The 13,337-nt window shown below is 71.9% G+C and carries 11 protein-coding genes; 4 read left to right on the top strand and 7 right to left on the bottom strand.

Translation table 11 applies throughout. The features are described 5' to 3' along the window. The first annotated feature begins 92 nt into the window (after nt 1-92). Together ACYVOO_RS02160 and ACYVOO_RS02155 are read left to right on the top strand one after the other, a co-directional pair. Nucleotides 93-737, top strand: coding sequence for an ArsR/SmtB family transcription factor (locus ACYVOO_RS02160; protein WP_461013945.1), 645 nt, complete (start codon nt 93-95; stop codon nt 735-737). A 160-nt stretch (nt 738-897) separates the two neighbouring features. After that, the gene (locus ACYVOO_RS02155) at nt 898-1,125 is read left to right on the top strand and encodes a hypothetical protein (RefSeq protein WP_453349230.1); all 228 of its coding nucleotides are present in this window, start codon (nt 898-900) and stop codon (nt 1,123-1,125) included. 212 nt (nt 1,126-1,337) lie between these two features. On the opposite strand, the gene ACYVOO_RS02150 is transcribed toward ACYVOO_RS02155, so the two are convergent. Beyond that, the gene (locus tag ACYVOO_RS02150) at nt 1,338-3,254 is read right to left on the bottom strand and encodes an NHL domain-containing thioredoxin family protein (RefSeq protein ID WP_461013944.1); all 1,917 of its coding nucleotides are present in this window, start codon (nt 3,252-3,254) and stop codon (nt 1,338-1,340) included. A 343-nt stretch (nt 3,255-3,597) separates the two neighbouring features. Between ACYVOO_RS02150 and ACYVOO_RS02145 the strand changes: the two genes are divergently transcribed. Further along, nucleotides 3,598-4,428 (top strand): maleylpyruvate isomerase family mycothiol-dependent enzyme, encoded by an 831-nt coding sequence (locus tag ACYVOO_RS02145; protein WP_461013943.1) that lies wholly within the window; start codon nt 3,598-3,600, stop codon nt 4,426-4,428. Nucleotides 4,429-4,642: 214 nt separating this feature from the next. Here the strand turns inward: ACYVOO_RS02145 and ACYVOO_RS02140 are convergent, their stop codons facing one another. The 5 genes from ACYVOO_RS02140 to pdhA form a co-directional block, all read right to left on the bottom strand. Next, entirely contained in the window at nt 4,643-5,962 is a 1,320-nt protein-coding gene (locus ACYVOO_RS02140; protein WP_461013942.1) for an MFS transporter, read from the bottom strand. Beyond that, complete coding sequence (locus ACYVOO_RS02135; protein WP_453349234.1) at nt 5,959-6,636, bottom strand: GntR family transcriptional regulator; 678 nt, start codon at nt 6,634-6,636, stop codon at nt 5,959-5,961. Before ACYVOO_RS02135 ends, ACYVOO_RS02140 begins: the two co-directional genes overlap by 4 nt. Nucleotides 6,637-6,812: 176 nt before the next feature. After that, a complete protein-coding gene (locus ACYVOO_RS02130) occupies nt 6,813-8,360 on the bottom strand; it encodes a dihydrolipoamide acetyltransferase family protein (protein WP_461013941.1) in 1,548 nt (515 codons plus the stop codon). A gap of 14 nt (nt 8,361-8,374) precedes the next feature. Then, the gene (locus tag ACYVOO_RS02125; RefSeq protein WP_461013990.1) at nt 8,375-9,340 is read right to left on the bottom strand and encodes an alpha-ketoacid dehydrogenase subunit beta; all 966 of its coding nucleotides are present in this window, start codon (nt 9,338-9,340) and stop codon (nt 8,375-8,377) included. 76 nt (nt 9,341-9,416) lie between these two features. Then, complete coding sequence (pdhA, locus tag ACYVOO_RS02120) at nt 9,417-10,751, bottom strand: pyruvate dehydrogenase (acetyl-transferring) E1 component subunit alpha (protein WP_461013940.1); 1,335 nt, start codon at nt 10,749-10,751, stop codon at nt 9,417-9,419. Nucleotides 10,752-11,124: 373 nt separating this feature from the next. On the opposite strand from pdhA, the gene ACYVOO_RS02115 reads away from it, so the two are divergent. Next, a complete protein-coding gene (locus tag ACYVOO_RS02115) occupies nt 11,125-11,805 on the top strand; it encodes a response regulator (RefSeq protein ID WP_461013939.1) in 681 nt (226 codons plus the stop codon). Between the two features lie 68 nt (nt 11,806-11,873). Here the strand turns inward: ACYVOO_RS02115 and ACYVOO_RS02110 are convergent, their stop codons facing one another. Next, nucleotides 11,874-12,917, bottom strand: coding sequence for a phosphotransferase (locus tag ACYVOO_RS02110; RefSeq protein ID WP_461013989.1), 1,044 nt, complete (start codon nt 12,915-12,917; stop codon nt 11,874-11,876). Nucleotides 12,918-13,337 lie beyond the last annotated feature (420 nt).

Raw genomic sequence — 13,337 nt, 5'->3', positions numbered from 1 at the left:
GTTCCCCCGACCAGCATTACAGAATTTTCTCTGCAAAGAAAGGTCCGCAGAGAAAACTATGCAGAGAAAGTTCTGTGAGCTACGCTGGCTCCATGACAGCCAAGGAGGAGTCAGCCCGGCAGGTCAGTGATCCCGCGGTGCTGAAGGCGCTGGCGCACCCGCTGCGCCAGAAGATCCTGCGCCGCCTCGGCACGGCGGGGCCCGCGACGTCGACCACGCTCGCCGCAGCGCTCGGCGAGAACACCGGAACCCTCAGCTATCACCTGCGCCAGTTGGAGCGCGGCGGCTTCGTCGAGGACGTCACCGAGCGCCCCGGGAGCCGGGAGCGCTGGTGGCGTGCGGTGTCCGGGCTGGACATCCGCAGACCGTCACCGGAGGAGCTGACGGACGCGGAGCGCACGGTCATGAACGAGCTGGACCGCATACGCGGCGAGGAGGATCTGCGCGCCCTGCATCTCGCCCACCGGCACATGCTGGAGCAGTCGGGGCCGGTCCGGTGGGTTCAGGGCTCGCGCGGGCTCAGTCATCTCACGCACCAGGAGCTGAAGGACTTCCACGACGCGTACTTGGAGCTGCTGGCCCGCTATTCCAGAGGCCCGGAGGAGGCTCCGGAGGACGCGCGGCCCGTGCTCCTGCGCTGGTTCGGCGTCGTGGACGACGCCGAGGAGGGAGCCGCGGAAGAGGGAGCGTCCGGGGGAGGCGCGAGCGGACGAGGTGCGGGGACCAGCGCCACATAAGACGCGTGGAGGGAGGGGAAGTTGGCGACTGCCGAGTTCAACACCGCCCCTGTCTCTCCCCAGTTGTTGTGGCGGCCACCGATTGGCCTTCGGCGGGAGGGGTACCCGGCGTCACGTACGGGCCCGGAAGCAAGCCAACAAAGCTCGGAGGCGGATTTCGATGGGCATCGTCATCTGCATCGCCATGATGGCCATAGGGGGCATTCTCACCCTCGGGGTCAGTTGGGATGTCAGCGGTGTCAACCTCGACGTGATCGGACTGATCCTGATCGCTGTCGGCATGATCGGCCTGGCGGCCTACATCAGCATCTTCAAGCGGCGGCGCGTGCAGCCGCCGTCCCCGGCGGCTCCCGTCGTCGAGGAAGTCAACAAGCACCACTGGGAGTAGGCCCGGCCCCGGGAACAGCCCGGGACGCCCATGCCCGCGACGGCTGCGGGCAGGGCGCGGGTGGGGCGCGGAAGAGAGGCGGGGGGACGGTGACGGACTGCGGCAGCACGGAAGCCGGGCGGCGGATCAAGGTCCGTCGCCCGGCTTCCCGCGCATCCGCGTCCCGACGGACGCGGGCCGTTCCAGCCGCTCCGGCCCTGCCAGGCGTGGGCCTACTCGCTGTCGAGTCCCGCCAGCACGAGCCCCAGCCGGTCCACGCCGTCGTCCGTGACCCGGATCGGGACGCCCCAGTCCTGCTGGTGCACATGGCAGGCGGGGAACTCGATGTCCGGCGCGTCGTCGCACGAGGCGGCCATCGCCGAGACGTGCAGCACGCCCTCCGTCACACCGTCGGCGAGCACCACATAGCGGTCGAGATCGGTGCCCTGGCCGGCGCCGTCCTCCAGGAGTTCGGGCGGTGTCGCGCTGACGAGGAGACGGGTGGACGGGCCGTAGCGCTCGTCCAGCTTCTGTCCGGCCGGGGCCTGGAAGACCACGTCCAGCCGCAGCTTCCCCGGCGCCACCTCGGTCGCGGCGCGCTGGGTGCGGTGGGCGACGGACTCGACGCGCACCGCCTCCTCGGGCAGCCTCAGCCGCGTCAGCCGGTGCCGCGCCGATTCGACGACGAGGATCTCTCCCCGGCCCGCCTCCCCGGCAACACCGTCGTCGGCGGCCAGCACCGCGCCGGAGGGCTCGCGCAGGTCCGTGGCCAGCGTCGTGACCTCGCCCGTCGCGGGGTCGTAGCGGCGCAGCGCGTGGTTGTAGGTGTCGCTGACGGCGACGGAGCCGTCCGGCAGCGCCGTGACGCCCAGCGGGTGCTGGAGCAGCGCCTGGCCGGCGGGGCCGTCGCGGTGCCCGAAGTCGAAGAGGCCGGTGCCGACGGCCGTGCGGACGGTCAGTTCGCGGTCGATCCAGCGCAGCGCGCTGGTCTCGGAGTCGGCGATCCACAGCCGTTCCCCGTCGGGCGAGGCCGAGAGGCCGGAGGGCTGCGCGAACCACGCCTCCGCGGCCGGGCCGTCGACGAGGCCCTCGTTCGTCGTGCCCGCGGCGGCCCGTACGGTGCCGTCGGCCGGGTCGTAGGTCCACAACTGGTGGACGCCCGCCATGGCGATCCACACGCGGTCGCCGAACCACGCCACGTCCCAGGGCGAGGACAGCGCCACCTCGCGCGCCGGGCCGGAGACCGGGGAGCCCTGCCACCACTGGCGTCCCGTGCCCGCGAGGGTGGTCACCTCGCCGGTCTCCACGTCGAGGCGGCGCAGCGCGTGGTTGACGGTGTCCGCGATGACGACGGCGCCGTCGGGCAGCAGCGCGAGGCCCTGCGGCTCGTTGAAGCGCGGCTCCCGCGCCCCCGCCTCTCCGGCTGCTCCGGCCGTCCCAGCCGCCTCGGCGCCCGTCGCCCCGGTCCCCGTGCCCGCCGTGCCGTCGGTCAGCCCGCGCTCGCCGCTGCCGATCCTGCGGACGACGGTCTCGCCGTCGTCCGCCAGCTCCACGAGCTGGTGCCGGGTCGTGTCCGAGACGAGATAGTGCCCGCTGCCGGGCAGCCGCAGCGCCTTGCCGGGAAAGCGCAGGTCACTGGCCTCCGGCTCCGGCGGTACATACGGGCCGTCCCCTCGGTGCAGCGTGCCCTTGGCCTCGTGCTCGCTCTCCAGCCGCTCCACCAGCGTCTCGATGGCGTGCGCGTGGCCCTCGCCCGCGTGCTGCGCGACGACATACCCCTCGGGGTCGATCACGACGAGGGTGGGCCAGGCGCGTACGGCGTACTGCTTCCAGGTGGCCAGCGAGGGATCGTCGAGGACGGGGTGGTGCACGCCGTAGCGCTCGACGGCGTCCACGACCGCCTGGTGCTCGGCCTCGTGCACGAACTTCGGCGAGTGGACGCCGACGATCACGACGGTGTCCCTGTGGCGTTCCTCCAGCTCGCGCAGCTCGTCCAGGACGTGCAGGCAGTTTATGCAGCAGAAGGTCCAGAAGTCCAGCACCACGATCTTTCCCCGCAGGTCAGCGAGGGTGACGGGGGTGCCTCCTGTGTTCAGCCAGCCGCCCTCGCCGATCAGCTCGGGGGCACGGACGCGCGCGTGTGAAGCCATGTCACCATCCAACAGCAGCGTCCCCCGGCGGCATTCCTGGCCCCCGTCGGCCCGGACGTACGTCACACCCCCGCGCGGCTCCGGCGCACCCCCCCCCCGCAGCGCCTCTTCCCGCAGGCCCGTCGCGCCCCGGAGCGAATTGACCGGCTCGTCCGGGTCCACCCGCATCTGCCGGGAGAAAGCGCGCACCGTACCACCGGCCATGCATTCGAGGGGGTCAATTGGGCCTAGCATCGTCACTCAAAAGCACTGCCGGGGTGCCCGCGCGCAGCGTAACTTGAGAGCACCCAGACCGCGAACGATCCGTATTGCCCGAAACGATCCGTACCGCCCGAGGGGTCTCGTGACCGACCACCCAAGCCTTCAGCCTTACGTCGACGCCTGGACAGAGTCCATCGAAGCGATATCCGAGCTGGTGAAGCCGCTCGCCGAGGGCGAGTGGAACCGGTCGACAGCCTGCCCCGGCTGGTCGGTCCGCGATGTGGTCTCGCACATCATCGGCCTGGAGTGCGAGCTGCTGGGCGATCCGCGTCCGATCCACACGCTTCCGCGCGACATCTACCACGTCGTGGACGAGCCCAGCCGTCACATGGAGATCCAGGTCGACGTGCGACGGCACCACACCGGGCCCGAGATGACGAGCGAGCTGGAATACACCATCATCCGCCGCACCCGTCAGCTCCGTAACGAGAAGCGGGCGCCGGACGCCGAGGTGCAGAGTGTCATGCCGGGTGGCGGGAAAATGCCCCTGGAGCGGCAGTTGATGCTGCGGGCCTTCGATGTCTGGGTCCACGAGCAGGACCTCCGCCGCGCGCTGGGCAAGCCGGGCAACCTCGACTCCGCGGGCGCCCACGTCGCCCGTGACGTGCTGCTTCTCGGGCTGCCGAAGGTGGTCGCCAAGCGCGCCTCCGCGCCCGTGAACTCCGCGGTGGTCTTCGACATCAGCGGCCCGGTCGAGTTCATGCGGACGGTGCGCGTCGACGCCGAGGGCAACGGCTCGGTCGACGGCAGCCCCTCGCTGGGCCCGGCGGTGACGATCTCGCTGGACTGGGAGACGTATCTGCGGCTGGCGTGCGGGCGGGTGCGGTTCGATCAGGTCAGCGACCAGGTCAAGATCGAGGGCGACGCGGCCCTCGGCGCCGCGATCATGAACGTCTTCAGCGTCACCGCGTGATCCGGTGACCGCGTGATCCGGCTCCCCGTGACCGCGTGATCCGGTGACTCCCTGAACCGGTGACCCGTGAACCGGTGACCGCACGTGCCCGCGCCCGGCCCGCGCCGACGGGCGGACGGGCCGGGCGGGCGGACGGGCCGGGCGGGCAGACGGGCCCGGCAAGAGGCGTCAGCCCGGGCACGGGCATGGGCGCAAGGGACGGCGGGGGCGGCCGTCAGGCCGGTACGTGCACGGCCTCGACCCTGCTCGCGACGACCCGCTCCCGTTCACGCTGGTGCGCGCGCCCCCGCAGCCGCAGGATCTGGACGACCCCGATCGCCTCCAGCACGAAGACGCTGGCGAAGGCGATGCGGAAGTTGTCGCCGGTGAGGTCCAGCAGCACGCCGACCGCCAGCAGCGTCGTCATCGAGGCCGTGAAGCCGCCCATGTTGACGATGCCCGAGGCCGTGCCCTGCCGCTCCGGCGGGTTGGCGGGCCGGGCGAAGTCGAAGCCGATCATCGACGCGGGACCGCAGGCGCCGAGCACCACGCACAGCACCACGAGCAGCCACGTGGGCGCCTGTCCCGGCCACGCCAGGACCACGCCCCACGACGTGGCCGTCGCCGCGACCGTGCCGAGCGCGATGGGGGTGCGCGCCGTGTGGTGCCGGGCGATGACCTGCCCGAAGACCAGGCCGACCGCCATGTTCGAGAGCACGACCAGCGTCAGCAGCTCACCCGCCGAGGCCCGCGAGAGCCCCTGCGCCTCGACCAGGAACGGCATCCCCCACAGCAGCAGGAACACCATCGCGGGGAACTGGGTGGTGAAGTGGACCCACATGCCCATCCTGGTGCCGGGTTCGCGCCAGGTGCGGGCGATCTGACGGCGTACGTAGCCGCGCCCGGTGTGCGTCGCGGGCGGCGGCTCGTGCCCCTTCGGGTGGTCCTTGAGGAAGAGCAGCATCAGCACGAGGACCAGCACGCCGCCCAGCGCGCTGCCCGCGAAGGTCGGGGTCCAGCCGAACGCGCCGAGCAGCCGCGCCAGCACCAGCGTCGTCACCAGGTTGCCCGCCATGCCGATCAGCGCGGCGATCTGCGCGACGAGCGGGCCGCGCTTGGCCGGGAACCAGCGCGAGCCGAGCCGCAGCACACTGATGAACGTCATCGCGTCGCCGCAGCCCAGCAGGGCGCGGCAGGCGAGCGCGGCGGCGTACGAGCTGGAGAACGCGAAGCCGAACTGCCCGACCGTGAACAGGACCACGCCCAGCGTCAGGACCTTCCTGGTCCCCCATCTGTCGACGAGCAGGCCGACGGGTATCTGCATGCCCGCGTAGACGAGCAGCTGGAGGATGGAGAAGGTGGAGAGCGCTGAGGCGTTGATGTCGAAGCGCTCGGCGGCGTCCATGCCCGCGACGCCGAGGCTGGTGCGGTAGGTGATCGCGACGAAGTAGACGGCCACGCCGAGGCCCCATACGGCGATGGCGCGTCGGCCGCCCGGGGGTTCGCCCGGGACGGATATGCCGTGCGGCGGGCGCGAGGAAGCGGCAGCGCTCACCGCACATCACCCTGCACCAGGTGCCGCACCCAGCTCACGTGCTGGTTGACCGCCGTGGCCGCCGCTTCCGCGTCGCCCGCGCGCAGGGCCTCCATGATCTCCGTGTGCTCGGCGATGTTCTTCGCGATGCGGTCGGGGTGCGCGTGCATCACGGCGACACCCATCCGCAACTGGCGGTCGCGGAGCTGGTCGTAGAGCCGCGAGAGGATCTCGTTGCCCGTGCTGCGGACGATCTCCGCGTGGAAGCAGCGGTCGCTGGCGGCCACGGCGGCGAGGTCGCCGGAGGCGGCGTGCGTGCGCTGCTCCTCCAGCAGCTCCTCCAGCCGCTCGATGAGCCCTGCCCGTACGGGTGACGCCGTGCGCACCGCGTGCTCCTCGACCAGCAGCCGCGTCTCGACGACGTCGTGGATCTCCCGCGCGGACACCGGCAGGACCAGGGCACCCTTCTTGGGGTAGAGCCTGATCAGCCCCTCCACCTCCAGCCGGAGCAGCGCCTCGCGTACGGGTGTACGGGAGACGCCGACGGCTTCGGCCAGCTCGCCCTCGGTGAGCAGCATGCCGCCCTCGTAGCGCCGTTCGAGCACGGCTTGTTTGATGTGGGCGTAGACGCGGTCGGCGGCTGGTGGCTGCTTGGGGGAGGGGGAACTTGCTGGCACTACGGGTGCGACGGACATGTGCACACCATAGATACAACAGAGATGCGTGAGTAGACGCGTCCGCGATACGGACGTGGTACGGACGTGCCCCGTGCGCCCGGAGTCGCTCTTTCCGGGGGCACGGGGCACGTCGTGTGTGCGCGGTCACGCCGTACGCGGGAGCACCGCCCGCGCGTACGGCGTCAGCGTCAGCGTCACGCCCAGGTCATCAGGCGCTTCGGCCGCTCCAGCACCGCCGCCACGTCGGCCAGCACCTTGGAGCCCAGCTCGCCGTCGACCAGGCGGTGGTCGAAGGAGAGGGCCAGGGTGGTGACGTGGCGCGGCTTGACCTTGCCCTTGTGGACCCAGGGCTGTTCGCGGATCTGGCCGAAGGCCAGGATCGCGGACTCACCGGGGTTGAGGATGGGCGTACCGGTGTCGATGCCGAAGACGCCGACGTTGGTGATGGTCACCGTGCCGCCCTGCATCGCCGCCGGGCTGGTCTTGCCCTCGCGGGCCGTGGACACGAGGTCGCCGAGGGCCGACGCCAGTTCGGGCAGGGTCCTGGCCTGCGCGTCCTTGATGTTGGGGACGATCAGACCGCGCGGGGTGGCGGCGGCGATGCCCAGATTGACGTAGTCCTTCTGGACGATCTCCTGGTTCGCCTCGTCCCAGGAGGCGTTGACCTCCGGGTTGCGGCGGATGGCCACCAGGAGCGCCTTGGCGACGAGCAGCAGCGGGTTGACCCGCACGCCCTCCATGTCCGGGTCCTGCTTCAGCTCCTGGACGAGCTTCATCGTCCGCGTCACGTCCACCGTCACGAACTCGGTGACGTGGGGGGCTGTGAAGGCACTGTTGACCATCGCCTGCGCGGTCGCCTTGCGTACGCCGCGGATCGGCGTACGCGTCTCGCGGTCGCGCTGGGTACCGGTACCGCCGGGGCGGCCCACGGCGGCGGGTGTCGACGGGGCCTCCGGTGCCGGCTGCGCGGCCGGTGCGGTCTGCGCTGCCGCTGCCGGGGCCGGCGCCGGTGCCGAGGCCGCCGTCGCGGCTTCCGCCGCGGCGAGCACGTCCTCGCGGGTGACGACGCCGCCCTGGCCCGTCGGGGTCACCGTCGCCAGATCGACGCCCATGTCCTTGGCGAGCTTGCGCACGGGGGGCTTGGCCAGGGGCCGCTCCCCGTTCGCGCGGCCCGCGTCCGGAGCCGGGGCCGGGGCCGGGGCCTGTGCCGGGGTGGCGACGGGTCCCGCGCCGTGGCCGTTCAGCTCGCCCTGTACGGCGCGCTGTCCTGCGGCCCGCTCCACGTCCTGACCGCCGTCGCTCGCCTGCGGCTTGCGCGGGCGGCGCTTCGTCGACGCCTCCGAGACGCCGTAGCCGACCAGCACCGGCTGACGGCCACCACTGGACTCACCGGCCTCGGCCTCGGGCTCCTGCCCCTCACCGTCGCCCCCGGACGCCGCCGCCTCACCAGCCACGTCGCCGCTCCCCGTCAACGGCCCCGCCGAGGGGTCGGTGTCGACGGAGATGATCGCGGTGCCGACGTCCACCGTCGTGCCCTCGTCAAAGCGCAGCTCGTGCACCGCACCGTCGAAGGGGATGGGCAGCTCGACGGCCGCCTTGGCCGTCTCGACCTCGCAGACGACCTGGCCGTCCGTGACCGTGTCCCCCGGCTGGACGTACCACTTGAGGATCTCGGCCTCGGTCAGGCCCTCGCCCACATCGGGCATCTTGAACTCGCGGATGCGGGTCCCGCTCTCAGTCATCGTCACGGCTCTCCTCAGTACGCCAGCGCGCGGTCGACGGCATCGAGCACCCGGTCGAGTCCCGGAAGGTACTCGTCCTCCAGCCGGGCCGGAGGATACGGCGCGTGGAAACCGCCGACGCGCAGCACCGGGGCCTCCAGGTGGTAGAAGCACCGCTCCGAGATGCGCGCGGCGACCTCGGCGCCCGTGCCGAGGAAGACCGGTGCCTCGTGCACCACCACCAGCCTGCCGGTCTTCTCGACCGAACGCTGGATCGTGTCGAAGTCGATCGGCGACATGGAGCGCAGATCGACGACCTCCAGCGAGTTGCCCTCCTCCTCGGCAGCGGCGGCTGCCTCCAGGGCCACCTTCACCATGGGCCCGTAGGCCGCGAGGGTGAGATCGCTGCCCGTACGGGCGACGCGCGCCGCGTGCAGCGGCCCGGGGATGGCCGAGGTGTCGACCTCGCCCTTGTCCCAGTAGCGCCGCTTGGGCTCGAAGAAGATGACGGGGTCGTCGCTCTCGATGGCCTGCTGCATCATCCAGTAGGCGTCGGAGGCGTTCGAGGGGGAGACGCACTTGAGCCCCGCGACGTGCGCGAACAGCGCCTCGGGGGACTCGCTGTGGTGCTCGACGGCGCCGATGCCGCCCGCGTAGGGGATGCGGATGACGATCGGCAGCTTGATGGTGCCCAGCGCGCGGGCGTGCATCTTCGCGAGCTGCGTGACGATCTGGTCGTACGCGGGGAAGACGAAGCCGTCGAACTGGATCTCCACGACGGGCCGGTACCCGCGCAGGGCCAGCCCGATGGCGGTGCCGACGATGCCGGACTCGGCGAGCGGGGTGTCGATGACCCGGTCCTCGCCGAAGTCCTTCTGGAGCCCGTCGGTGATGCGGAAGACGCCGCCGAGCTTGCCGACGTCCTCGCCCATGATCAGGACCTTGGAGTCGTTCTCCATGGCCTTGCGCAGGGACTCGTTCAGCGCCTTCGAGAGGGGCATCTTCCGCACGCTGCCAGGGGTGGCGGCAGTGGCGGAGGAGACGGCGGGAGAGGAGACGGAAGTGTCGGTGGCCATGTCAGCGGCCCTCCTCGGCGGTGTCGGCGAAGGACGCGGCGTACTCCGCGTACTGGGCGCGCTCCTCGTCCACCAGCGCGTGCCCGTCCGCGTAGACGTTCTCAAAGATGGCCATGGAGTCCGGGGCCTTCATGGTGCGGATGGACTCGCGTACGTGCTTGCCCATCGCCTCGCTCTCCTCGTCCAGCGCGGCGAAGAAGTCCGCGTCGGCGAGACCGGTCTTCTCCAGGTGGAGCCGCAGCCGCTGGATCGGGTCCTTGGCCTCCCACTCCACGCGCTCCTCGTCGCGGCGGTAGCGGGAGGGGTCGTCCGAGGTGGTGTGGGCGCCCATGCGGTACGTGAACGCCTCGACCAGCATCGGGCCCTGCCCCGCGCGGGCGCGCTCGACGGCGGCCCGGGTCACGGCGAGGCAGGCGAGCACATCGTTGCCGTCGACGCGGACGCCGGGGAAGCCGAAGCCCTGCGCTCGCTGGTAGATCGGCACCCGCGACTGGCGCTCGGTGGGCTCGGAGATCGCCCACTGGTTGTTCTGGCAGAAGAAGATGACCGGCGCGTTGTAGACGGCGGCGAAGGTGAACGCCTCCGCGACGTCGCCCTGGCTGGAGGCGCCGTCGCCGAAGTAGGCGATGACGGCGGAGTCGGCGCCGTCCTTGGCCACGCCCATCGCGTAGCCGGTGGCGTGCAGCACCTGCGAGCCGATCACGATCGTGTACAGGTGGAAGTTGTTGTCGTTGGGGTCCCAGCCGCCGTGGTTCACGCCGCGGAACATGCCGAGGAGGTTCGTGGGGTCCACCCCGCGGCACCAGGCGACGCCGTGCTCGCGGTAGGTGGGGAAGACGTAGTCGTCGTCGCGCAGCGCGCGCCCCGAGCCGATCTGCGCGGCCTCCTGGCCGAGCAGCGACGCCCACAGGCCCAGCTCGCCCTGCCGCTGGAGCGAGGTGGCCTCGGCGTCGAAGCGCCGGGTCAGCGCCATGTCGCGGTAGAGGCCGCGCAGCTCTTCGGGGGTCGGGTCGAACGCGTAGTCGGGGTGCTCGACGCGGTCGCCCTCGGGGGTCAGGAGCTGGATCAGTTCGGTCTGCCCGGCGGCGGAACCGGAACCGGCACCGTCGACGGCGGGGGCAGGGGCGGTGGCGGGAGCGGTCTTACGGGCGGCGGCGGCCGTCTTCTTCTTCGCGGGGGCCTTCGCGGGGCTCTTCGCCGCCGAGGGCTTCTTCGCCGCCGTCTTCGCCGTCGCCGTCGCCGTCTTCTTGGCGGCGGCCGTCTGCTTCGTGGCGCGCTTGCCTCCGGTGCCGCTGCTGCGCGTTGTGCCGCGCGCGGCAGTGCTCTCCACGGTCACGTGTGCTCCTCTTCTGTCCGGCCCCCGGGGTCGCCGGTGGCCTGGGGATCCCCCGCCTGGGAGGCGGGGGGAGGCTCGCCCGTTCCCGTACGGCGCACGGGGTGGGTGCGGCGCGGACGGAAGCCGAGCGGTGACTACTGTCCCGGTCGACGGCCCGCTGAAGCCATGCCCAGACCTCCATACACGCACGAAGCCGCCCTGACCTGCAACTTTGTTCGGATATCCAACTAAGAACTCGGAAATCCAAACATCGTCGGGATATCAGGGACGTCACTGGTCACGGCCTCGCGGACCCCGCGGACACCCGCACGGTATCCCGGAGGCCACAAGCGCGGGAAGAGCGGCGCGGGGACCAGTATGTGAGACTGAGGCCGTGCGCGAAGACCGAAAAATCACCGTATTCCTCGTCGATGACCATGAGGTGGTCCGTCGGGGGGTACACGAGATGCTTTCGGTGGAATCCGACGTCGAGGTCGTCGGCGAGGCTGGCACGGCGGCCGACGCGCTCGTCCGCATCCCCGCCACCCGTCCCGACGTCGCCGTCCTCGACGTACGCCTCCCCGACGGCAGCGGCGTCGAGGTCTGCCGCGAGATCCGCTCGCGGGACGAGCACGTCAGATGCCTGATGCTCACCTCGTTCTCGGACGACGAGGCACTCTTCGACGCGATCATGGCCGGGGCCTCGGGCTATGTGCTGAAGGCGATCCGCGGCCAGGAGCTGCTGGGGGCCGTACGGGACGTCGCGGCGGGCAAGTCGCTGCTGGACCCCGTCGCCACGCAGCGGGTGCTGGAGCGGCTGCGCGACGGCGGCAGGTCCGAGGAGGACGGCAGGCTCGCGTCGCTGACCGGCCAGGAGCGCAGGATCCTCGATCTGATCGGCGAGGGCCTGACCAACCGCGCCATCGGCGAGCGCCTCCACCTCGCCGAGAAGACGATCAAGAACTATGTCTCAGGGCTGCTCGCCAAGCTCGGCATGGAGCGCCGCTCGCAGGCCGCCGCGTACGTGGCCCGTATGCAGGCGGGCCGGGCGGCGCGGGGTGACGGGGGCGCCTAACCGTCGCCCCGCGCCGGGTGCCCCCGCGCCCAGCGCCCCGCGCCCCGCGCCCGTCGCCCGGTGCCCGGTCAGTCGCAGAACGCGCCGCGCACCGCCGCGTACTCGCGCGTCCACCACACCACAAGCGACGCCGCGGCGGGGAACTGCGGATCGGCGCGGCCGTCGCTCAGCTCGTAGCGCCAGCACAGCATCCAGAAGTCGTTGAGCCGCTCCCACCACACGCGGTGCACCGCCGCGCTCAGCTCGTCGGGGGAGGCGTGGGCCGCGTGGCGGTACGCGCGCGCGTAGGCCCGTACGCGGGGCAGGTCGAGGGTGCCGTCGGGCCGCACGAAGAAGATCGCCGCGGCCCGTACCGCCTCCTCGGCGCGCGGCTGCACCCCCAGCCGGTCCCAGTCGACGATCGCGAGCGGCTCACCGGGGCCGCCCGAGTCGTCAGGGTCGCCGGGACTGCCGGGGCTGTCGGGGTCGGTGTGACGGTAGAGGAGGTTGAGGGGGTGGAAGTCGCCGTGCACCCAGCCCGCGACCGGCTCGGCGCCCTCGGGCGGACGCTGCCCCGCGACGTCGTGCAGCAGCGCACGGCGCTCCAGGAGGCGGTACTCGGCGAGCGCGTCGAAGCTGTCGGGCGCCTTCCGTGCCCTGATCCGGACGAGGAGTTCGCCGATGAGGGCGTGCGTGTCCGAGGGGTCGGCGCTGGGGTGCGCGGGCGCGGCGGCGGCCGGTATGACCTGCGCGAGCCGGGTGTGCACCTGCCCCAGCAGGGCGCCGAGGCGGCGGGACTGCGCCGTGGTCAGCTCGCTGCCGTGCCGGTGGCGGCCCTCGATCCAGGGGTGCAGCGCGTAGCAGCGGTCGCCGACGACCGCGACGGTGCGCCCCTCCACGTCGGACACCGGCGGCACGACGGGGATGCCGAGCGCACCGAGCAGCGCCGTGGCGCGGTGCTGGCGGCCGATGGCCTCGGGGTCGCCGTCGAGATGGTGCTTGAGGAAGAAGCGGCCCCGGGTGGTCGCGAGCCGGTACCCGTGGTTGAGCAGTCCCTGGGAGAGGGGCACACAGGAGAGGGGCTCCCCCGCGCCGTAGCGCCGCAGCAGGACGCGGAGGGTACGCGCGCACAGGTCGGGGTGGGAGGGCGTGGGCGGGCGGCGCTGCTGCCGCGCGGGCTGCGGGAACTGCACGGTCTGGTGCTGCACGCGCCGCATCTTAGGCGACCCTTAGTGACGTACGAGGCGGAAAGGGAGGGGAGCGGTCCGGGTGATCAGGCCCGTAATCCGGGGCCCGCGGACCGTCCCGCGAACGGTCGCCCATGATCACGCTCGACCACCTCCGGTCTACGGGCAGCACGGCCCGGTCACCCGGTGGCACGCCCCGGAGCAGGCCAGCGGGCCGGAATCACGCGCTCCGCTCCGGGGCCTGGTTCCGGGCCCGAACCCGGCCCCGGAGCCAGGCCGGGAAACGGGTAGGAGGGCCGGGTCGCCCGGCCCTCCTCCCACACCACCGGACATGCGGGTCACGCATCCGGCGGTTCATCGGGCTGG

This window comes from Streptomyces daliensis (assembly GCF_054782395.1).
This window is presented reverse-complemented; position numbering and strand designations above follow the sequence as displayed.

Bases quoted from the DNA above. Each gene is read 5' to 3' on its own strand.
- ACYVOO_RS02160 (WP_461013945.1), top strand. From the start codon at position 93: ATGACAGCCAAGGAGGAGTCAGCCCGGCAGGTCAGTGATCCCGCGGTG.
- ACYVOO_RS02155 (WP_453349230.1), top strand. From the start codon at position 898: ATGGGCATCGTCATCTGCATCGCCATGATGGCCATAGGGGGCATTCTC.
- ACYVOO_RS02150 (WP_461013944.1), bottom strand. From the start codon at position 3,254: ATGGCTTCACACGCGCGCGTCCGTGCCCCCGAGCTGATCGGCGAGGGC.
- ACYVOO_RS02135 (WP_453349234.1), bottom strand. From the start codon at position 6,636: ATGTCCGTCGCACCCGTAGTGCCAGCAAGTTCCCCCTCCCCCAAGCAG.
- ACYVOO_RS02130 (WP_461013941.1), bottom strand. From the start codon at position 8,360: ATGACTGAGAGCGGGACCCGCATCCGCGAGTTCAAGATGCCCGATGTG.
- ACYVOO_RS02125 (WP_461013990.1), bottom strand. From the start codon at position 9,340: ATGCCCCTCTCGAAGGCGCTGAACGAGTCCCTGCGCAAGGCCATGGAG.